This is a genomic window from Sphingorhabdus sp. M41, from assembly GCF_001586275.1.
Classification (GTDB): Bacteria; Pseudomonadota; Alphaproteobacteria; order Sphingomonadales; family Sphingomonadaceae; genus Parasphingorhabdus.
In genome coordinates this window covers 504,761-525,528 of the sequence record NZ_CP014545.1, presented here as the reverse complement: position 1 = coordinate 525,528, position 20,768 = coordinate 504,761, and the positions used below count along the sequence as shown (strand labels likewise).

General features: G+C 56.6%; 17 protein-coding genes. 11 read left to right on the top strand and 6 right to left on the bottom strand.

Annotation, left to right across the window (positions count from 1 at the left end; translation table 11 throughout):
- Positions 1 to 22 precede the first annotated feature (22 nt).
- Both AZE99_RS02595 and AZE99_RS02590 read right to left on the bottom strand, forming a co-directional pair.
- Positions 23 to 2,356 carry an MASE1 domain-containing protein gene (locus AZE99_RS02595; RefSeq protein ID WP_443027826.1) on the bottom strand — a complete coding sequence of 778 codons (2,334 nt, stop codon included), beginning with the start codon at positions 2,354 to 2,356 and terminating at the stop codon, positions 23 to 25.
- A gap of 224 nt (positions 2,357 to 2,580) precedes the next feature.
- Positions 2,581 to 3,267 (bottom strand): CPBP family intramembrane glutamic endopeptidase, encoded by a 687-nt coding sequence (locus AZE99_RS02590; protein WP_197460231.1) that lies wholly within the window; start codon positions 3,265 to 3,267, stop codon positions 2,581 to 2,583.
- Positions 3,268 to 3,408: 141 nt separating this feature from the next.
- Between AZE99_RS02590 and ppc the strand changes: the two genes are divergently transcribed.
- The 7 genes from ppc to AZE99_RS02555 all read left to right on the top strand — a co-directional run bounded on the left by ppc (position 3,409) and on the right by AZE99_RS02555 (position 13,677).
- Complete coding sequence (gene ppc / locus AZE99_RS02585; RefSeq protein WP_067203210.1) at positions 3,409 to 6,096, top strand: phosphoenolpyruvate carboxylase; 2,688 nt, start codon at positions 3,409 to 3,411, stop codon at positions 6,094 to 6,096.
- 129 nt (positions 6,097 to 6,225) lie between these two features.
- The gene (locus tag AZE99_RS02580; RefSeq protein ID WP_082788204.1) at positions 6,226 to 8,364 is read left to right on the top strand and encodes a molybdopterin-containing oxidoreductase family protein; all 2,139 of its coding nucleotides are present in this window, start codon (positions 6,226 to 6,228) and stop codon (positions 8,362 to 8,364) included.
- 11 nt (positions 8,365 to 8,375) lie between these two features.
- Entirely contained in the window at positions 8,376 to 9,677 is a 1,302-nt protein-coding gene (locus AZE99_RS02575) for an aromatic ring-hydroxylating oxygenase subunit alpha (RefSeq protein WP_231862675.1), read from the top strand.
- 46 nt (positions 9,678 to 9,723) lie between these two features.
- The gene (locus AZE99_RS02570) at positions 9,724 to 10,479 is read left to right on the top strand and encodes a glucose 1-dehydrogenase (protein ID WP_067197839.1); all 756 of its coding nucleotides are present in this window, start codon (positions 9,724 to 9,726) and stop codon (positions 10,477 to 10,479) included.
- An 89-nt stretch (positions 10,480 to 10,568) separates the two neighbouring features.
- Positions 10,569 to 11,633, top strand: a complete 1,065-nt coding sequence (obgE, locus tag AZE99_RS02565) for a GTPase ObgE (protein WP_067197837.1) — start codon at positions 10,569 to 10,571, stop codon at positions 11,631 to 11,633.
- Positions 11,630 to 12,739 carry a glutamate 5-kinase gene (proB, locus tag AZE99_RS02560; RefSeq protein WP_197460229.1) on the top strand — a complete coding sequence of 370 codons (1,110 nt, stop codon included), beginning with the start codon at positions 11,630 to 11,632 and terminating at the stop codon, positions 12,737 to 12,739. The genes obgE and proB overlap by 4 nt, the downstream gene beginning before the upstream one ends.
- A gap of 5 nt (positions 12,740 to 12,744) precedes the next feature.
- Complete coding sequence (locus AZE99_RS02555; protein ID WP_067197834.1) at positions 12,745 to 13,677, top strand: NAD-dependent epimerase/dehydratase family protein; 933 nt, start codon at positions 12,745 to 12,747, stop codon at positions 13,675 to 13,677.
- Here the strand turns inward: AZE99_RS02555 and AZE99_RS02550 are convergent, their stop codons facing one another.
- The gene (locus tag AZE99_RS02550) at positions 13,678 to 14,202 is read right to left on the bottom strand and encodes a Pycsar system effector family protein (protein WP_082788203.1); all 525 of its coding nucleotides are present in this window, start codon (positions 14,200 to 14,202) and stop codon (positions 13,678 to 13,680) included. It lies immediately after the preceding gene.
- A 164-nt stretch (positions 14,203 to 14,366) separates the two neighbouring features.
- Here AZE99_RS02550 and AZE99_RS02545 point away from each other — a divergent pair, with 164 nt between their 5' ends.
- The 3 genes from AZE99_RS02545 to AZE99_RS02530 all read left to right on the top strand — a co-directional run bounded on the left by AZE99_RS02545 (position 14,367) and on the right by AZE99_RS02530 (position 16,977).
- Entirely contained in the window at positions 14,367 to 14,612 is a 246-nt protein-coding gene (locus AZE99_RS02545) for an acyl carrier protein (RefSeq protein ID WP_067197832.1), read from the top strand.
- A 91-nt stretch (positions 14,613 to 14,703) separates the two neighbouring features.
- Positions 14,704 to 15,903, top strand: coding sequence for a serine palmitoyltransferase (gene spt, locus AZE99_RS02540; RefSeq protein ID WP_067197830.1), 1,200 nt, complete (start codon positions 14,704 to 14,706; stop codon positions 15,901 to 15,903).
- A gap of 279 nt (positions 15,904 to 16,182) precedes the next feature.
- A complete protein-coding gene (locus AZE99_RS02530) occupies positions 16,183 to 16,977 on the top strand; it encodes an enoyl-CoA hydratase/isomerase family protein (protein ID WP_067197823.1) in 795 nt (264 codons plus the stop codon).
- 24 nt (positions 16,978 to 17,001) lie between these two features.
- Here AZE99_RS02530 and AZE99_RS02525 read toward each other — a convergent pair whose 3' ends face one another.
- Genes AZE99_RS02525 through AZE99_RS02515 form a run of 3 tightly spaced genes read right to left on the bottom strand, consistent with a single transcriptional unit; the run spans position 17,002 to position 19,427 of the window.
- Complete coding sequence (locus AZE99_RS02525; RefSeq protein ID WP_067197821.1) at positions 17,002 to 17,919, bottom strand: hypothetical protein; 918 nt, start codon at positions 17,917 to 17,919, stop codon at positions 17,002 to 17,004.
- 15 nt (positions 17,920 to 17,934) lie between these two features.
- Positions 17,935 to 18,909, bottom strand: coding sequence for a diacylglycerol/lipid kinase family protein (locus tag AZE99_RS02520; protein ID WP_067197819.1), 975 nt, complete (start codon positions 18,907 to 18,909; stop codon positions 17,935 to 17,937).
- A 35-nt stretch (positions 18,910 to 18,944) separates the two neighbouring features.
- The gene (locus AZE99_RS02515) at positions 18,945 to 19,427 is read right to left on the bottom strand and encodes a DUF2141 domain-containing protein (protein WP_067197818.1); all 483 of its coding nucleotides are present in this window, start codon (positions 19,425 to 19,427) and stop codon (positions 18,945 to 18,947) included.
- 131 nt (positions 19,428 to 19,558) lie between these two features.
- Here AZE99_RS02515 and lptF point away from each other — a divergent pair, with 131 nt between their 5' ends.
- Positions 19,559 to 20,764: an LPS export ABC transporter permease LptF gene (gene lptF / locus AZE99_RS02510; protein WP_067203207.1), complete on the top strand. Its 1,206-nt coding sequence runs from the start codon at positions 19,559 to 19,561 to the stop codon at positions 20,762 to 20,764.
- The last annotated feature ends 4 nt before the right edge of the window (positions 20,765 to 20,768 follow it).

Here is a 20,768-nt window from a genome sequence, read left to right as displayed (position 1 = left end):
TACCCGGTTCTTCAGACGACGATCACGCGGCCTTGCACAGCGCTCTCACTAGTTCCTTCAGCTTGGTATTATCGATATTTGATTTGGATGACCGCACGCTTTGATCCAGGTCGGCAGCCATTCGGCCAAACTCACTATCGCCAAAAAACCCAGCGGAACCGGCCAATTTATGTGCGATTTCCGACAGCTTTTCGAGATTCTCGCGATCCTGTATATTCTGCGCCATCAACTGTGATATTTCCAGCACGCCGAGCCGCTTTCGTTCTGCATATAGCGTTTTGGCATCCGCTTTCGGTGCCGCATTGCTGCCCCACCCGGAGGAACGGGGTTCGTGATCGTTGCTGGGAATAGTGGCATATTTGATGACCGCGGCATGAAGGTCACGGGTGCGAACAGGTTTTGACAGCACCGCTTGCATCCCCGCATCAAGATTTTTCTGCACGTCTTCTGCAAAGACATTGGCGGTCAGCGCCAGGATCGGCAATTGTCCGGGATCAATGCCGTTCTCCCTGATTTTCCGCGTTGCTTCATTCCCGCCAAGCACGGGCATGCGGTTGTCCATGAGGATCAAATTATAAGGATCGTCGGTCAGATCACAGGAAAGTGCCATAGCCACGGCTTGCTTGCCATTTTCTGCAAAATCGGTGCGGGCGCCCAGGCCATCCAATATTTCCCCGATAACTTGACGATTGATGTCCACATCATCGGCCACCAGAATATGGTAGGAATGGCCAAATTTCTCCACAGCAGCCCCGGAATTTTGCGCGTCGTGATCCACCTCGGGAACCGCCATCGCTGTGCCGGGCAGCTCCAACGTCACCGTTGTTCCTTCTTCTTGTCTGCTTTCGAGCCATAGCCGCCCACCCAGCAAGACGGCCAGTTGACGACTGATCGCCAGGCCAAGCCCGGTTCCACCATATTTGTGCGAGGTTTCAACATCTGCCTGCTCGAACTCATCGAATACCTTCGCCAGTCGATGGGCGGGAATACCGATACCGGTGTCGCTAACCGCAATTTGCAAAACGGGCTGGTCTTTGTGAACGACGATTTGCGCGGCAATTCGCACAGTTCCACGCTCCGTAAACTTCACGGCGTTGCCCAGCAGATTCAGCAATATCTGACGGATACGAATTCTGTCCGATTCGATGAACAGCTGCCTGTCGACATCCAGGTCCGTGTCGATTGTCAGATTTTTGGCCTCTGCCAAAGTTGTGACAAGCGAAACACATTCCGAGATACAGTCTGCGATGCGGACTGGTGATCGGGCAATGTCGAGCTGGCCGGCTTCGATTTTGGAAATATCAAGTATATCGTTGAGCAGGTAAAGCAGACTGTCCGACGACGTCCGGATTATCTCCACCTGACGGCTTTGGCTGTCATCCAGCTCGCTACGCGCAAGCAGTTCGGCAAATCCGATAATGCCATTCATCGGTGTACGGATTTCGTGGCTCATATTCGCAAGAAACTGGGCCTTGCTTGCAGTAGCCTCTTCTGCCGCCACTTTTGCTTTGGCCAGATTCAGCGCGTCATTTTTGCGACCTTCCAGAACGGTTGCGATCGGCAGTGTCGAGAAGGTGACGACGACGATCAGCGCCTGCAGAAACAAGATCCGCATATATTCGCTGGCGTCGATCAGGGCAATCGGACCGAATCCCTCAATGGTAAGGATCGTCGCAACGAAGGTGAAAATGAAAATGGCCAAAGCTGCGCCCGGTATGCCACTCCGGAAAGCCGACCATGCCAGCACCGGAAAGATGAGAAAAGTGACCGGCAGGAGTTGCAGGAAAATAATCGCGGAAGCCACAGTAGCAATCAATGCCACAAGCAGCAGCTCCCGGTGCAAATGGCGGTAGATGGATTTTCCGCCGTCTTTGGCAAAAATATAGATCAGTGGCACGATCGTTAGAATGCCCAGAACATGGGCCGGAAAATAAATCGACCAGATAAATGCATATTCGGTAGGGGTCGCCGACACCAGAAGCGAAGCAAAGGATGCGGATATCGCACAGGGTATCAGGGCTCCAAAAATGGTCAGTTGCGCCAGCCATGTCCGATTGATCCGCGCCACCTGCTTTTTCTGAACATGGTTGAGCAGGCTGGCCCCCATCAGACATTCCAGCATATTGCATGCCGACAACAGGAACGCCGTCACTATGTCGTCTCCGATCACGAGATTGGCGCCGACATTTGACAGCAACGCTGAGCCGAGCAGGACCGGCCATTGACGTGGACGGGTTAGCAACAAGCCAGATAACAGGATGGCATTGGCTGCCCATATTGAGGGCAATCGGCCATTGTCTTGGGTCACAAATATTCCCGATAGTGCGGCAATAAAAAATGCCCCGGCAACCAGCATCGCTATGCGGCTTGTGTCGTGACCGGCAAAAAGGCGCGAGAAAATCAGCATTGCTGTGGAGCTTTCGATGAACAAAAAGCGCTTTATCGGAGAATGCTTGCGTTCCGATTAACTAGCGCTCGCTAGTATTAAATGCAGACTGGGTACTGCATGTCCGGCATGATGCGGAACAAGGCTGCTTATGTTGATATCAAGCGAAAGAATTGACCGTCACGTAAAATTTATCAGTCGCGGATGCCGAGAAAACGGAAAGTCTGGCCCAGACTATTGAATATACCATGGGCAAAAATCAGTGGCATGATGTTTTTGCGTCCAAACCAGAGATACAGCATGGCAAAGGCGAAGCCTCCGGCTCCAGTGATCAAGGCACCGTGCATGCCTTGATAATAATAGTGACGATAGCCGAAAAATATTGATGAAAACAGTGCTGCGGCAATATCAGCTATCCGGCCGCCCCCGAAAGCATTGCTTGCCCGATCAATGACAAAGGCACGGAATAACAGTTCCTCGAAAAAGGAACCATGGGTCCAGACCAGCAACATGATCCCGATATAGGCTGGGAGATTGCCTTCAATATGGTCAAACCGTCCACTTACGCCAATATCTACAAAGAATGTATCGGCGAACAGCTGCATCATCTGAGTCGCAGCGATGAAAGCGACCATCGATAGTACCGTCAGACCTATGATTTTCCACCAGTTTTCGGGCCAACGGAAGCCGAGATCTTTCCACCCCAATCCCCGGCGCCGCAATATCATGGTTGCAACCACCATTGCCGAAAACGTCGATGCCGGACCCGCATAAAGAAAGCTGAATGGCAGAACCGATTGCTTGACTATGACCAACACCGTCAGAATGGTCAACAGGTCAACCAATGCACCAATATCAAATCGCTTAGGCTGCTCCGTCAACTTGGCTCTCAAACCTCCGATACCTGACATGTAATCCGAACCTGCATAGCGAGTGTATTATGTGTATATAACACCAGATGTTATTGTCGCAAGCTTGCAGAATTTCTTGACCGTTGCGACGCTGCAGTGCAGCATATCGGCATGACCCAATCCCTCACCGTAAGCCAAAATCCAGACATCAAATATCTCGGCAAATTGCTGGGCGATGTCATTCGTTCCTATGGCGGAGAGGATCTATACAGGCGCACCGAATATATCCGGTCCACCAGCGTCGATCGCCATCGCGGTCTGGCCGATGCGGATGCGATTGATCCCGGCCTGGATGCGCTATCGCTCGACGAAACACTCGCCTTCGTGCGCGGGTTCATGCTGTTTTCCCTGCTCGCCAATCTTGCCGAGGATCGCCAGGGTGTGGCAGCAGAAAAAGGCGCCACGGTGGTCGAGGCTATCGAGTTGCTCGCCAGCGAAGGAGTTGATCGTGAAGCGATTCTGGAACTGCTCGACGACGCATTGATTGCGCCGGTTCTGACCGCTCACCCCACCGAGGTCCGGCGCAAGAGCATCATCGATCACAAATCCCGGATCGCCGAACTTTTGCTGATGAAAGATGCCGGAGAGGAGGAAACGCCGCAAGGCGACATGCTCGACGACGCAATCATGCGCCAGATCGCCCTGCTGTGGCAGACTCGTCCGCTGCGCCGCGAGCGCCTGTTCGTCACCGACGAAGTCCAGATTTCGCAAAGCTATATGAAGGACGTATTCCTGCCCGTCCTGCCGCGGCTATATGGCAAATGGGAACGGACCTTGGGTGCGCGGCTGCCAAGCTTCCTCAAACTCAACAGCTGGATTGGCGGCGATCGCGACGGTAATCCCTTTGTCGACGCGGGCGCGATGGAGGAAGCCCTGTCGCGCGCGGCGGAAACCGTCATCGGCTATTATCTGATGTGCGTTCACACCCTCGGCGCGGAACTGTCTATCTCAACCGAACTGGCCGAAGTACCCGATGCTGTGCTGGAACTCGCCGAAGCAAGCGGTGATGATGCACTGAGCCGCAAGGACGAACCCTATCGCCGCGCCTTGTCCGGCATCTATGCCAGATTATCGGCAACCCATCTCAAGCTTTGTGGTCATGTACCCGGTCGCGCATCGACCATTACAGCCCAGGCTTACGACAACCCGCAGCAGTTGCGCGAGGAACTGGCAATATTGGGGCAAGGCCTCAAGACCGCCGGCAAGGGCGTCTTCGCAACCTCGGGCGCTTTGGGGCGGCTGATCCGCACCGTCGAATTGTTTGGATTCCACCTTGCGACCCTCGACATGCGTCAGAACAGCCGGGTGCATGAACGGGTGGTCGCCGAACTGCTCAAACAAGCAGGAGTTGAACCGGACTATCTGGCATTGGACGAAGCGGCCCGGGTAAAGCGGCTGCGGAAGGAACTGGCCAACAACCGCCCACTGGCCAGCCCATGGATCGCCTATAGCGAAGAAACCGCAAAAGAATTGTCGATCATCCGCGCCGCTGCCGAAGCGCATCGCAAATATGGCCCCGAAGTCATCACCAATTATAATATCAGCAATGGAGAGAGCGTCTCCGATATATTGGAAGTCTATGTCCTGTTGATGGAAACGGGCCTCTATCACGCGCCGACCGAGGACAATGCATCGCCGTCCTGCCCGGTCATGGCCGTGCCTTTGTTCGAGACGGTCGCCGATCTCGAAAATGCGCCTGAAGTGATGACCGATTTTTTCGCCCTTCCCGAAATGCACGCTCTGGCAAAGGGCCGCGGCCATCAGGAAGTGATGATCGGCTATTCCGACAGCAACAAGGACGGCGGCTATCTGACCTCGACCTGGAGCCTGTTCAAGGCGAGCGATGCCCTGACTCCGATATTTGCCGAAGCCGGCATAAAAATGCAGCTTTTCCACGGACGCGGCGGCGCCGTGGGGCGCGGAGGCGGCTCGGCCTTCGGCGCAATCAAGGCGCAGCCCAAGGGCACGGTTGCCGGCCGCATCCGGATCACCGAACAGGGCGAGGTGATCGCCGCGAAATATGGCACGGAGGATGTCGCGGAAGCCAATCTGGAAGCGATGACCTCGGCGGTGCTGATCAACTCGCTGGAGCCCGACCGGACCGACAGCAAGGTGCTGGCCGACCATGCCGATGCAATGGACCAAATCTCGCAGGTTGCATTCACCGAATATCGCGATCTGGTCTATGGCGACGACAGCTTCCGGACCTTCTTCCGGCAGATGACTCCGCTGACCGAAATCGCCAAACTGAAGATAGGCTCGCGTCCCGCCAGCCGGACGAAAAGCGACAAGATCGAGGATTTGCGCGCCATTCCCTGGGTGTTCAGCTGGGCACAGGCGCGGGTGATGCTGCCGGGCTGGTATGGCGTCGGACAGGCGCTTGCTGGTTTTGAGGACAAGGCGAAGCTGAAAGATATGGCGCAGAGCTGGCCGTTTTTTCAGGCTTCGCTCTCCAATATGGAAATGGTGCTGGCCAAGTCCGACATGGGCATCGCCGCCCGCTATGCCGGACTGGTGGAGGATCAGGACATGGGTCAGGCCTATTTCGGTCGCATCCGTTCGAGCTGGTACCAGACCCGCGACATATTGCTGGAAATCACCGACCAGCCGCATCTGCTGGCAAAAAGCCCGGCGCTGTTCAACAGCATCGAGTTGCGCCTGCCCTATATCGAGCCGCTCAACCATCTCCAGATCGAGCTTATGAAACGCCTGCGCGGCGGCGAAGATGACCCGCGCATCGGCGAAGGTATTCAGTTGTCGCTCAACGCCATAGCGACCGCGCTGCGCAACAGCGGCTGATTTGGCATCGCCTGAAAGGGGCAAAGCCTGAATCCTGATGCTATGTTGCACAGGGTTGTTTCCAAGCATTTTTGTCAGTCGCCTGCGCCAATTGCCACGCCTAGACTTCTCCGAAATCAGGAGAGATTCATGGCTGTCGAGACCAAGCGTAGTTTTTGCCGTTTTTGCCACGCAAGTTGCGCAATGATTGTCGAGGTGGAAGACAATAAAGTCAAATCCGTGCGCGGCGACAAGCAGGATCATCTGTTCCACGGCTATACCTGCATCAAGGGCCGCCAGCTGCCCGACATGCACAATCTTCCCGACCGGATGATTACCAGCAAGATCCGCCAGCCCGATGGCAGTTTCAAGGACATCCCGACCGCCGAAGCGCTCAAGCTGGCCGGCGCGCAGATGAAGAAGATGGTCGAGGAACACGGCCCGCACAGCATCGCGGTCTATTGCGGCACCAATGCTTTCCAGAACAGCGCCGTGCTCGGCACGTCCTATGCCTTTGCCCAGGGCATCGGCTCGCGCAACTGGTATACCAGCGTCACCGTCGACCAGCCAGCCAAGGTTTTCACCACCGCCCGCTATGGCATGTGGATGGGCGGCGGCAACGCCTTCACCGAATCCGACGTGGCGATGTTTGTCGGCAATAATCCGATTGTGTCCCACTATTCCGGCGGCATGCCGACATCCTCGCCCTCGCGCGGCCTGAGAGATGCCAAGGAGCGCGGCCTCAAGGTCATCGTTGCCGATCCGCGGGTCAGCGAAATGGGCAAATTGGCAGATATCTATCTGCCGGTGAAACCGGGTGAAGACCCTGCCCTGCTCGCCGGCATGCTCAACGTGATCTTCGAAGAAAAGCTGTTCGACCAGAATTTCGTCGCCGCTCATGTTGATGGCGTCGAAGAGTTGGAAGCCGCCGTCAAACCGATGACGCCCGGTGTCGCCGCGAAACGCGCCGGTGTCGACAAGGATCAGCTGATCGCCGCTGCCCGCATGTTCGCTGGCGCCAACAAGGGCCGCGTCGTCACCGGCACCGGTCCGGAAATGGCCGGCAATGGCACGCTCACCGAATATCTGGTGGCCTCGCTCAACATCCTCTGCGCCCGCTTCAACCAGCAAGGCGAGAAGGTTTCCGCGCCGATGGTCTTCAATCCATTGATGGGCGGCCCGAAAAAGGCTCAGGTTGCGCCAAAAATGCCGACGTTCGGCGAAGGCTTCCCGAAATCACGCATCCGCGGTCTCGGCCATCTCGGCAAGGAAATGCCCTGCAATGTCTTGGCCGATGAAATCCTGACGCCCGGCGAGGGCCAGATCAAGGCGCTGATCTCGATCGGCGGCAATCCCGAGATCGCCTTTCCCGACCAGCAGAAGGTCCGCCGCGCCTTGGACGAATGCGAATTGTTCATCCAGGTCGACCCGTGGATGTCGGCCAGCGCCAAACGCGCCGACATGATCCTCGCGCCCAGCATGTGTCTCGAACGCGAAGACATAAACAATGTCTCCGACGCCTTCACCGAGGAAGCCTATGGCCATTATACCGAAGCGATGGTGCCGCCGCCCGGCGACACGATGGACGAATATGAAATGCTCTGGTGGCTCGCCAAACATATGGGCATCGAGATGAATTTCCCCGGTGGCTCCGTGTCGATGGAGACCTGCCCTGACAAGGCGACCGTGCTCGACCTGATTTCCGAAGGTTCGCTGCTCAAGCCCAGCAAGGCCAAGGCCGATGCGGCGGCGCTGGAGCGCAAGGGCGCTGCCATCACCTATGACGAACTGCACCCCGTCGTCGGTCCGGCGGAACCCGATGCGCAGGAGAAATTCGATCTCAACGCCGGCGCCATGCCCAGCGAGCTTCTCGACTATGCTGCTAATGACCCGGTCGAGAGCGGCTTCGACTTCCGCCTGATTTCGCGCCGCTCCAAGCATCGCTATAACAGCAATGGCCATACCTTCCCGAAACTGGTCGAGAAAATGCCGACCAATCCGGCCTTCTTCAACCCCGGTGATCTGGCTGCAGCAGGCATCGAAGACGGCGCGATCATCGAAATCAGCTCTCCCACCGCCTCGATTTTCGGTCTCGCAAAGGCGGACGACAAGGTCCGGCCAGGCGTCATCTCGATGAGCCATGCCTTTGGCGATAGCGAGGCCGGCAAAGGCGACGTGATGACCAAGGGCGGCTCGACCAACCGGCTGATTGTCGACAATGATCATCTCGATCCGATTACCGGACAGGCGATGCAAAGCGCGATCCCCGTGCGGGTGAGCGCGGCTTAGGAGAGCAGGCAATGCCCATGACGCAAGACTATATCGATCAGATGAAACGTCTCATGGAATGGGAAGCCGCCCGCAAGGCACCACCCGAGAATTTCCCGCGGTTACCGGACCTGCCGGCGGGTCGTTATACATCCCGGGAATATTATGACCTCGAGCAACAATATCTGTGGAAGAAAACCTGGCTGTTCGCCGCCCATATCGATGAAGTACCCGAACCTGGCTGTTTCATGAAATGGGAACAGATCGGCGACCCGATCATCATCGTGCACGGCATGGATGGCGAAATACGCGCTTTCTACAACACCTGCCGCCATCGCGGTGCGCCCGTCGTCACCGAGGAAAAGGGCAAGGCGCCGCGGCTGATGTGCGGTTATCACAACTGGACCTACAAGACCGACGGCACATTGGTCGGCGTACCGGAAAAACAGGATTTTGGTCCGCATTTCGACATGTCCTGCCGCAGCCTGATCCCGGTGCGATGCGAGACGCTGGGCAATCTGATTTTCGTCAATTTTGACGAAGACGCAATGCCGCTAAAGCAATGGCTCGGCCCGGTCTGGGACGAATGGCAGGAATTCCGCTTCGACAAGATCCGGCTCGCCGCGCGCCACAGTTTCGACCTGAAGTGCAACTGGAAGGTGGCGATGGAGGCCAATATGGAGGTCTATCATGTCCCCTTCATCCACCCAGACACCGTCGCGCCTCTGGTCGACAGCAAGCGCAATGTGAACACGCTCTATCCCAACGGCCATGCCCGGATGCTCGCACCCGCGCCCGAACAGACAGACCGCGAGCATGTCCGGGCCATCGATAGCCCGGCGAACTGGCAGGAGATCGAGGGTGTCGGTGAATTCGGCCGGACCTGCACGCAAAGTTACACGATGTTCCCCAACTGGGTGTCGCCGCTGAGCAATTATTTCGTCCCGCCGCTGATCTTCTGGCCGACCTCGCTGAATACAACCCGGCTGGAACTGATCACCATGGCAATGGACTGGGGCGATGGCCCGGCCCCGGATCTCTGGACCGTACCGGACGACAGCAAGCCCAATGGCCGCGATATGTCGCCAATCATCCTCGAGGATACGCAGTTCGGCGAAATGATCCAGAAATCGATGGAAAGCGACGGCTTCAAGAGCGTTCCGCTGAGCTATCAGGAAGCGCGCATCTACAGCTTTCACCAGAATTGCGACAAGATGATCGGCCTCAACCGGGTGCCGGAACATCTCGCCGTCGAGCAGGTGATCGGCGAAGAATGGGTCTTTCCCAATGATCCCAGGATCGCGCAGATGGAACAGATGGAAGCCGCCGAATAACGGTTCGAAACCGCCAACGACGAACGGCAGCAACCGGGAGAGACAAATGGGACGCGTGCAGGACAAGATCATATTGCTGACCGGCGGCGCAATGGGGCTGGGCAAGGCGGCTGCACGGCGACTGGCCGAAGAAGGCGCGCGCATACTGATCACCGATCATGATGGGCAGGCCGGAGCGGCAACGGCGGCAGAGCTCGGCGGCAGTGTCGATTTTCTGGAGCAGGACGTGACCGATCCCGAACGCTGGGGCGACGTCATCGCCCATGTCGAAGCAGAATATGGACGGCTCGACGTGCTGGTGAACAATGCTGCGGTTACGGTTTTCGGTTCGATAGCAGACGTCAGCTACGAGGATTTCAAGCGCTGTTACACCGTCGATGTCGACTCGATATTCCTCGGTTGCAAGACAGCCCTGCCGCTGATGAGCAAGACGGGAGGTTCGATCATCAATCTTTCATCGGCTGCCGCGATCAACGCCAGCCCCGATCTGGTCGCCTATAACAGCGCGAAAGCCGCGATCCCGATGCTGACCAAATCCATCGCGCTCTACTGCGCCAGAGAGAAGAACAGGGTCCGGGTCAACGCCGTGCTGCCCGGCACGATCATGACCCCCAATGTGCGCAGCGTCATCGACGGAACGCCGAATCCCGCTGAAACCGAGGAATCGTTCCAGCTGGCGCAGCCGGTCGGTCATATGGGCGAGCCCGACGACATCGCGCATCTGATTGTCTATCTGGCCTCGGACGAAAGCAAATTCGCCACCGGAGCCGCCTTCGCAGTCGACGGAGGCCTGAGCATCTAGCTTCTCAGGCCGGTGAACCGAAATATGCAATGTCGTTATATTGCAGCAAAGCCTAGCCTTTCGCGCATCAAATCCCTAAATGCACCAACATGCATTTTCTCGATCAAGCCAAAATCTATGTCAGCTCCGGTCAGGGCGGCCCTGGCGCTGTCAGTTTCCGGCGTGAAAAATATATCCAATATGGCGGCCCCGATGGCGGCAATGGCGGCAAAGGCGGCGATATCGTGTTCGAAGCCGTTGAAGGCCTCAACACGCTGATCGACTTTCGCTATGCCCAGCATTTCAGAGCCCCGCGTGGCAAGGGCGGCGCGGGCCGTAATCGGACCGGTGCTGGCGGTGACGATCTCGTCATCAAGGTACCGGTAGGCACACAGATATTGTCGGAAGACAAGGAACATGTGCTGCTCGACTTCACGCGGGAAGGGCAGCGCGCGACATTCCTTGAAGGTGGAATCGGCGGCCGCGGAAACGCCAGCTACAAAAGCTCGACAAACCGCGCGCCGCGCCAGCACCAGCCGGGCGAACCGGGCGAGGAAGCAGCCGTCTGGTTGCGCCTCAAGCTGATTGCCGATGCCGGGCTTGTCGGCCTGCCCAATGCCGGCAAATCGACGCTGATCAACAAAGTGACTAACGCCGGCGCCAAAGTCGGCGCCTATCCCTTCACCACCATCCATCCCCAGCTTGGCGTGGTCCGGCACAAGGGCCGTGAATTCGTGCTCGCCGACATTCCCGGGCTGATCGAGGGCGCGGCAGACGGAGCAGGCATTGGCGATCGCTTTCTCGGCCATATCGAGCGGTGCAAGATATTGCTCCATCTCATTGATGCTACCGGTGATGATCCGGTGAAAGCCTGGAAAACGGTTAGCAAGGAGCTGGAGAAATATGGCGGCGGACTCGCTGAAAAGCCTCAGATACTGGCGCTCAACAAGGCGGATTTGCTGGACGACGAGCTGATGGCTGACATCGCCGACCAATTGCGCGCAGCTGGTGCGGAACATGTTCTCCCGGTATCGGGCGCCACTGGCGAGGGTCTCGACGCCGCGCTCGACAAGATACTCGAGGCTGTTGGCGAGAATAGCTCAATCGAACGCAAGGGCCAGTCAACGCTCGCCTCAGGTGAAGAGGAAAAAGCCAAGGATTGGTCGCCACTGTGAGCGCCGCAAAGCCGGACACGATTGTCGTCAAGGTCGGGTCTTCCCTGCTCGTCGGCGAAGATGGCCAGGCACGCCGGGAATGGCTGAAAACGCTGGTTGCCGATATCGCCAAACGGCATCAGGGGGGTGACAATGTCATCATCGTCTCATCGGGATCAATCGCCCTCGGCGCGCGCAAGCTTGGTCTCGAAAAAGGCGGGCGAGCCAGCCTGGCCGACGCACAGGCAGCAGCATCAATCGGCCAGATCGCCTTGAGCAGCCTGTGGTCGGAATTGCTCGGAGAGCATCAGCTTACCGCCGCCCAGATGCTGCTGACGCTCGACGATATGGAAGATCGCAAGCGCTATCTCAACGCAACCGCGACACTGGAAAAGCTGCTCGAACATCGCGCCATTCCGGTGATCAACGAAAATGACAGCGTCGCCACCGACGAGATCCGCTTTGGCGACAATGACCGGCTGGCCGCACGAGTGGCCCAAGCCGGTGGAGCTGATCGCATATTGCTCCTTTCCGACATTGACGGCCTTTATGACCGCAGGCCGGGCAGCGAAACCAACGGGCAATTTATCGGTATGGTCGAAACTGTCGATGAGTCGATCATGGCAATGGCGGACGGCAGCTCCTCGTCGGGACTGGGTTCGGGGGGCATGACGTCCAAGCTGGAAGCGGCAAAAATTGCCAATCTCGCCGGGATCGAACTGTCGATCATCTCGGGCCGCGAAGAGCATCCGCTCGAGCGCTATACCCTCACCAATGTCGGCACGTTGTTCAAGGCAGGAGATGGCGCCAATGCCCGCAAAGCCTGGCTAGGTGGCCGGCTGACCTCAGCCGGAGCGATCACGATTGATGCGGGTGCGATCGCCGCCTTGCAATCGGGCAGCAGCCTTCTCGCGGCCGGCATTATTTCCATCGACGGCCAGTTCGAACGCAGTGATGTCGTCGAGATCAAGGATCTGGACGGCCTGACGATCGCACGCGGTCTGGCCGAATATAATGCGCTGGATTGCGCCAAGATCATCGGCCGCCGCAGTTCGGAGCTTGAGGCGTTACTGGGCTACGCCCCGCGCAGCGCTGTGGTTCATCGCAATCAGATGGTGCTGGTCTAGCCACCATGACTGGCACTTCCCGAAAAACAATCGCGATAACCGGCGCAACCGGTTTTGTCGGTAGCCGGATGCTCGATCTGGTGATCAGCGAGGGATATGACGCACGCGCTTTGACACGGCGGAAACAGGATGACCGTTCGAGCGTCACATGGGTGCGCGGTGCGCTAGACGATACAGCAAGCCTCTCGACCTTATGCCACGGCGCGGACATGGTTCTGCACATTGCCGGGGTCGTCAATGCCCCAGACAGAGTCGGCTTTGAGACTGGTAACGTCGCAGGAACGCTTGCGGTCATCGAAGCTGCCAAACAGGCCGGAACCAAGCGGTTCGTCCACGTCTCTTCGCTCGCGGCTACTCAGCCGCAGTTGTCGATCTACGGCGAAACCAAGGCCAAGGCGGAAAAGCTGGTCAAGACCAGCGGCCTCGACTGGACGATCCTCCGCCCACCCGCAGTCTATGGACCTGGCGACGGCGAATTTCTCGACCTGTTCAAAATGGCCAGACTGGGATTTGTTACCCTGCCCCCTGATGCTGACGGACTTTTATCAGTGATACACGTCCAGGACCTGTGCCAGGCGCTGCTTGCCCTTTTGCCGGAACAGGAAGATTTTACTGCTCAGATTTTCGAGGTCGATGACGGCAAGCCGGGCGGCTGGACTCAGGCCGATTTTGCCAAGGCGATAGGCCAAGCGATAGGCAAACGCGTTGCTACATTCGGCATGCCAAAATCTCTATTGCGTCTTGCTGCCAAGGCGGACCGTCTGGCGCGCGGCAACAAGGCCAAGCTTACCACAGACCGGGTCAATTATTTTTGCCATGACGACTGGACAATAGACCCGCAAAAGCGCCTGCCGTCACAATTGTGGCAAGCGCAGATTGAAACACGGCAAGGCCTGAAGGATACCGCAAAATGGTATCGCCATAACGACTGGCTGTAATCAGGCCTGAAAAACCGGTCCGGCGAACTGTTCGTAAACATAGGTGATGAAGGTTAGCGTCAGGCCGATCAGAAATACCCGATAGGCCCAGCCGAGAAAACGGTATTTCTTGTGCTCCAGAATCTGACCCATTTGATAGATATCGCGCAGCATCGCCCGGTAGGTTGATTCCTGGCTGCGCAATTCCGTTTCCAGCAGCTGGTCGATGAACTCATCTTCACTGATTTTGGAAAAACCGCCAAAGAACAGCATGTTGGGAGACGTGTTTTTCTGCGGCCTTACCGATGGCATCACCGCCAAGGCCGCCAAGCCGGCGGATCCAAAGGCGGAAATAGCAAGAATGAGAAGCGGCAGGGAGATATCGCCGGCATGGCTTTGGCCAATGGCGAGCGTGAACACGACAAAGGTCGCGCCAATCAGCATATTCGCCTTATTATCCGCCATAACGCTCAATTGCACATGATGTCGCTGGGTGGTGCCAAGCGCGTACACAACTTCATCCGGCCATTTGCTGCCTTCGTCCATAAACACTCTCCCCCTTAGGTCGACCGCGATACGGCAAAAGAGTGGCAGAAAGCGCATGCATGGGCAAGCCAAGGCACGCATTATGCCGCTTTTACGCCTTATTCACTTGCCAATGGTGCGCATGTCTTGGCAAAGGTCAGGAATAGTAATTTTGAAAGCATATTATGGCAAATCGCGACGAAATCATGACCAAGATCAGCGAACTGATCGGGCCTTTCAACAATAAGGGCGTCGATTTGACCGCAGATACGACCTTTCAGGGTGATCTCGAATGGGACAGCTTGACGGTCATGGATTTTGTCGCTGCCGTCGAAGACGAATTTGATATCATCATCACCATGAACATGCAGGCCGAAATCGAAAGCATCGGCCAACTTGCCGATTCCGTCACGAAGTTGATGGACAGCTAAACCAAAGCACCCGTTCGCCCTGAGCTTGACGAAGGGTCGCACGAGCGGGTGTTTCGTCCTTCGACAGGCTCAGGACCAACGGAAGTAAAGAATGACCGATCTACTCAGTAAATTTGACCCGCTCATCCAGGAGCGTGAAAACCTCCTCGCGACGGGTGTCAAAGACCCGTTTTCACTGGTGATGGAGGAAGTGCTTTCACCGACCGTCGCCATTTGTGATGGCAAGGAAACCATTCTTCTCGGCACCTATAATTATATGGGCATGACCTTTGACGATGATGTTCGTCAGGCTGGCCTGAAAGCGCTGGAAGAATTCGGATCCGGCACCACCGGCAGCCGCGTGCTTAACGGGACCTACAGCCTCCACCGCGATTGCGAGGATGCGCTCAAGGAATTTTACGCGATGGACCATGCGATGGTCTTTTCCACCGGCTATCAGGCCAATTTGGGGATCATCTCGACGCTGGCGGGCAAGGGCGACTATGTCATTCTCGACATCGACAGCCATGCATCGATCTATGACGGTTGCGCGATGGGCAATGCCGAAATTGTCGCGTTCCGCCACAATGATGTGGAAGCGCTGGAAAAGCGCCTCAAACGCCTGCCCGCCGAAGCCGGCAAGCTGGTGGTCCTGGAAGGCGTCTATTCGATGCTCGGTGATGTCGCACCGCTCAAGGAAATGGTTCGCGTCTGCAAGGAAAACGGCGCCATGGTACTGGTCGACGAAGCCCACTCGATGGGTTTCATCGGCGAAAACGGACGCGGCGTCTGCGAAGCGCAGGGCGTGATCGACGATGTCGACTTCATCATCGGTACGTTCAGCAAAAGCGTCGGCACGGTCGGCGGCTTCTGCGTCTCCAACCATCCGAAATTCGAAATCATGCGGCTGGTCTGCCGCCCCTATGTGTTCACCGCCAGCCTGCCACCCAGCGTGATGGCGACGGCGAGCACCTCGATCCGCAAGCTGATGCACAGCGGCAACAAGCGCGCGCATCTCTGGGAGAATAGCAAGAAACTGCACAAGGGACTGCGCAACCTCGGTTTCACCCTCGGCACGCCGGAAGCGCAAAGCGCGATTATCGCGGTAATAATGCCGGATCTCGAAAAAGGCGCGATGATGTGGCAGGCGCTGCTCGCGGAGGGCCTATATGTCAATCTGGCGAGACCACCCGCGACACCAGCCAATATGACACTGCTGCGCTGTTCGCTTTGTGCCGAACATACGAGCGAGCAAGTCGACCAGATTCTCGGCATGTTTGAAGCGGCTGGCAAGGCTGTTGGGGCGATTTAGGAATATATCCTTAAACCCGATGCGGTGGCATTGGGTCCCTTCGCTATTCGTCCTCCCGTTTGTCGCCGCGCTTTGCTGGCTGGTTTTCAGCGATCAGGCCGGCGCCATTGTCATATTTTTCTGGCCATTGTGGCTTGCGCTCCGGTTCGACAATGATTTGGGAGCTTTCTTTGTCATCACGGTTTTGCTCTATTTGGTTTTCATGGTCGTTGGCCTATTGCTGGCCGGTTTGGTAGCCATCGCAACATACGGCTCTGTCAGTCAATAAAAGGCATATAAATGACCAACTCCATCCATATCGAACAGCGCGGCGCAATTGAAATCCTGACGCTCAACCGCCCCGACAAGCTCAACACGATGAACGAGGACATGATCTTCGCGCTGCAGGATTATTTTCGTGGCCTTCAGAAACGTCTCGATGTTCGAGTCGTGCTGTTTCGCGCCGAAGGCCGCGCCTTTTGTGCTGGGCTCGACATCAGCGGCTGGAAGAATGACGGCTCGCGCGGACAAGTCCAGCATGTCTGGAACACCCAGCGCTCGATCGCGACCGTGATGCAATTGATGCGGCAATGCCCGCAACCGATTATCGCGCTGGCACAGGGCGCAGCCTGCGGCGGCGGCTTCTCGCTATTGCTCGCTAGCGACGTCCGCTATGGCGCACCGTCGCTCAAGATGAATGCGGCCTATATAAAAATCGGGCTCGGCGGCTGCGACATGGGTTCCAGCTATTTTCTGCCGCGAATGGTGGGTGCTTCGATCGCCTCGGAACTGATCCTGACCGGCAGATTCATCCATGCCGAACGCGCCGAAAAATATGGTTTGATCAGCGAAATGGTCGATGAGGGCAAGCTGCTCTCGACTGGCCTGTCACTGGCCGAAGAGATGCTCGACACCGCCCCGATGGGCCTGCGCCTTTCCAAGGATGCCCTGAACCGCAATATCGATGCGCAAAGTTTCGAAGCGGCACTCGCCATCGAAGACCGGCAACAGGTGATGCTGTCGATGACCGAAGACAGCCGCGAGGCGGCTAAGGCGTTTTTTGCCAAGCGGAAACCTGATTACAAGGATCGCTAGCATCTCGTCATTTGGAGGATGGGTTTACTTGATCGCCCCGCCTAGAATCAACCGCGGCAGCATCACCAGCGCGCCGAGGATCGGCCATTTGCGCTGCCAGGGCCTGATCACATAATCGGTTCCGGCATGGCGGTTGATCTTCCACGCCAGATAATCAATGCCACCGGCGTAGGTGGCGGATGCCTTGGCCAGTCTGGCGAGAGTCAAAATCTTGCCGTTGCGCCGCAATTGCCGCCATCTTTTTTCGACTGTATCGCGAGAAGCCACTATTTTGAGCTTTTTCCCGCGTGCTTTGTCCCGTTCCGTAATCGCGGCCACGACGGCTGGTCCAAATCGCGCATAACGCTCGGGATCCGAATCGACGACCGTATCGGAACGATCCTTCCTTTCGGCGCGCAGCTCCGCCCCGTAAGTCAGTTCGAAACCGCGCTTCCATAGATCCGCAATCGTATATTCCGTATCAATATCCATCATCGGAAAGGTCATGTCGAATAACGTGACCGCCGCCCCTTCAATCGCTTCAACTGCTTGGATCCGCGCCGCTTCATCCGCCTGCCAGACCAGTCGGGACGGTTGCGCAAATCGCGCCCAAAGGCTGACCGCGCTGGCGCTGATCCGGTTCAGTCTGTAAAAATCGCTCTCGCTCAGCACGGCCACCTTGGCGATCAGGCCGCCATATTCTGCGGGAAATACATTGGGTGGCAGCCGTTTGTTCGCCCCCACTAGCCAGCTTTTCCCGTAAGCCGCCTCATAGTCCGAAACGATAAGGTAGAAATCGAGCATCTGCCCGTCTAGTTCGGTCGTCCGCAGGCAAGAGCCATAAAAGAGCACAGCGCGAGATGCGTCACCATATTGCGCGGCAATCGACGCAGCGAAAGCAGCCACCTGCGAATCAACCGGATGTGCCAGTTCCTGTGCAATTAGGGATTTGAGTTCGCTCACGCGAAACGCCCTAGCTCAAGCAGCGAGCCGAAGGAAGGACACTGCCTTGGTAGATTTCAGAACAATCGGATGCCCCGGCTGGGCGGAGAATAGCTCGCCGTCCATCAGTACGTTGCTGCCCTCGCCCTCGATCCGGATCATGTCGCCGCGTTCCAGATGGATGCCCTTCTGGACATTCTTGCCCAGCCGGCCAAAAATCACCGACAGCAGAAAGCGGACAATGGCACCGGCTCGCTGATCGATCGCCAGAAACTGCATCCGGCCAATCGCATTCTGGTTTCGCATCGAACGTTTCATCAACAACAACCGCTCCAGCGTGGTAACGATCAGTACCGCAAAATTGCCCTGAAACTGGCCGTCCCGGATCAGCGATATCTTGATTGGTCGTGACCGGTTGGGCAGAAATTTTCCCTTTATGCCGAACAGCACAGATGCGAGCGCAGCAAAAACCGTCAACACGTGCGCGGCCGCATTGGGCAGTCCCAGCGGATAGATCTTGTGACGGCAATAGAGAATGAACTCCGACAGGCCGGCACCGCCCAGAAACATGCCGAGCACGACCTTGCTGTCCTTGCCACCATCGGAAAGCGCGATCAGTTCCCGGTCGACCAGATGTTCGTGCAAATCATGTTTGGCCAGTTCGACAATGCGTTCCAGCGCCTTTAGCGGATTGCCTTCGGACCCGAGATCAAGAGCAATCAAATTCGTCTTGCCATTGGGCAGCACCGCGACCGGGGGCGGGTTGTCACCAAAATGTCCGCCCTGATATAATTCGGTCAGTGCCGCCTGTACCGTCCCGTCACCGCCGTTGATGACCAGCACTTTCGGCTTCACCCGGGCAATGGTTTCCAATGCCTTGGCAATTTCATCGACATGATCCACTTCATAGTGAAAAACATCACTATTCTTTACGCAATAAGACCGCACTTCTGGCAAAATCGCCCGATTCCCGGTTGAATTCGGATTGGAAAGAAGTGCGACATTTGCCATGAATTAGCCCTAGTTTGTCCCGTGTGCCGGATGCATCATCTGTATTTCATTGTGATATTGATCGATTTGACTTCATTCCCGATGGTGAAGGCGGTTTTCTTGTAGCTCGGCTTGCCGAGATTGAAGAGATTGATGCTCGGATTGTTCGACATGCCGCCGCCATCACCAAATATATCGGTCTTGCCATTGCCATTAATATCGTGCCGGATCGCAATGGCGTAAGTACCCGCCGAAGGGACGGGCAGACAGAATTGCATATTCCCGGACTTGGCCGGAGCCTCTACCCGGTGCAGCCATGCCCCTGTTTTCAACCATTCCGACGAGATTCCGCGATAGGTCTGAACCCGCATTTTGCCATTGGATTCCTTGACGCCACTGACATTGACAAGAACGGCAGGGCCAACGCCCGCCTGACATTTGCGAAGATCATTGGGCACTACCTGGCCACCAGCAAATGCCGGGGCAGAGGATAGCAAAATAGTGGTCGATAATGCGATAGATGCCGCAAATTTCAACATGACGAAGTTACTCCTAGTCGTTATACCCGCGCCATTACTCCGACACGGACAAGAATCAGCCCCCGATCTACCGATTGTTATGGATTTGATTTGCGGCGAAAACATGGTGAGAGGGAGACAACAAGTTGAAACTGCTGACTTCCACTGATCGCTATCTGGCAAAATTGATAGCGGTACCTCTGTTCAGCACGCTGGTGATTGCCGCCATGCTGCTGGTGCTGGAAAAAATGCTGCGTCTGTTCGATTTTGTCGCGGCAGAAGGCGGCCCCGTCAGCGTCGTTTGGCGGATGCTGGCCAACCTGATTCCCGAATATCTTTCTCTTGGCATACCGATCGGATTGCTGCTCGGCATTTTGCTGGCCTTCCGGCAGCTTGCGCTTAGCTCCGAACTCGATGTTTTCCGAGCCGTTGGCCAAGGTTACGGGCGTCTGCTCCGGGTGCCCTATATGTTCGCGGTGGCGCTGATGCTGGTCAATCTTGCTTTGGTCGGGTTCATTCAGCCGCTGTCCCGCTATTATTATGAAGAACTGCGCTTCGAACTGCGTTCGGGTGCGCTTGGTGCCTCGATCAAGGTTGGCGAATTTACCAATCTGGGCAGCCGGATGACCCTGCGGATCGAGGAAAGCCGTGACAATGGCACCAAATTGAGCGGGATTTTTGTCCGCGCAGAGAATAAAAAGGGCCAGACCGTCTCGGTCACTGCGGAAAACGGCCAATTTCTCGCAACCGATGATCCCGACACGATCATCCTGCGCCTGACCGACGGCGTGCTGGTGCACGACGCACCCAATTATGAAAAGCCGAGGATCCTGAGTTTCAGCAATCATGATTTGCCGATCGATTTGCCCACTATCGAATCCTTCCGCTCGCGGGGCGGCAAGGATCTGGAATATACGATACCGGAACTCGTGCGAGTCGGCCTGGACAAGGAGCGTCCGGAAACCGAACGCAACGAAAGCCGCTCCAATTTCCACTTTCGCATGGTCGAGGTGGTGATGATGCTGCTGATGCCGCTACTGGCCATTGCGCTGGCGGTTCCGCCAAAGCGCTCCAGTTCCGCGCTTGGCGTATTTCTGTCTATCGTGATGATCGTGACCTATCACAAGGTCAACGAATATGGCGAAGATATCGGATCACTGGGTCTCGTTGATCCGATCATAGCCCTGTGGCTGCCTTTCTGCCTGTTCGCCGCGCTGATCATGTGGATGTATCATGTCGCGGCCCACGTGCCCGGTGGCCAGCCAATCGGCGCATTGGAAAAAGCATTCTCAAAATTCGGCGGCGTATTCAAGGGCTTGCTCAATTTCAATCGCAAACGCGCGTTGATGAAGGAATAGCCGG

Coding starts and splice junctions, on each gene's coding strand:
- AZE99_RS02595 (WP_443027826.1), bottom strand. CDS start 2,356: ATGCTGGTTGCCGGGGCATTTTTTATTGCCGCACTATCGGGAATATTT.
- AZE99_RS02515 (WP_067197818.1), bottom strand. CDS start 19,427: ATGTTGAAATTTGCGGCATCTATCGCATTATCGACCACTATTTTGCTA.
- ppc (WP_067203210.1), top strand. CDS start 3,409: ATGACCCAATCCCTCACCGTAAGCCAAAATCCAGACATCAAATATCTC.
- AZE99_RS02520 (WP_067197819.1), bottom strand. CDS start 18,909: ATGGCAAATGTCGCACTTCTTTCCAATCCGAATTCAACCGGGAATCGG.
- AZE99_RS02555 (WP_067197834.1), top strand. CDS start 12,745: ATGACTGGCACTTCCCGAAAAACAATCGCGATAACCGGCGCAACCGGT.
- AZE99_RS02545 (WP_067197832.1), top strand. CDS start 14,367: ATGGCAAATCGCGACGAAATCATGACCAAGATCAGCGAACTGATCGGG.
- spt (WP_067197830.1), top strand. CDS start 14,704: ATGACCGATCTACTCAGTAAATTTGACCCGCTCATCCAGGAGCGTGAA.
- AZE99_RS02550 (WP_082788203.1), bottom strand. CDS start 14,202: ATGGACGAAGGCAGCAAATGGCCGGATGAAGTTGTGTACGCGCTTGGC.
- AZE99_RS02580 (WP_082788204.1), top strand. CDS start 6,226: ATGGCTGTCGAGACCAAGCGTAGTTTTTGCCGTTTTTGCCACGCAAGT.
- AZE99_RS02530 (WP_067197823.1), top strand. CDS start 16,183: ATGACCAACTCCATCCATATCGAACAGCGCGGCGCAATTGAAATCCTG.
- AZE99_RS02570 (WP_067197839.1), top strand. CDS start 9,724: ATGGGACGCGTGCAGGACAAGATCATATTGCTGACCGGCGGCGCAATG.
- AZE99_RS02575 (WP_231862675.1), top strand. CDS start 8,376: ATGCCCATGACGCAAGACTATATCGATCAGATGAAACGTCTCATGGAA.
- obgE (WP_067197837.1), top strand. CDS start 10,569: ATGCATTTTCTCGATCAAGCCAAAATCTATGTCAGCTCCGGTCAGGGC.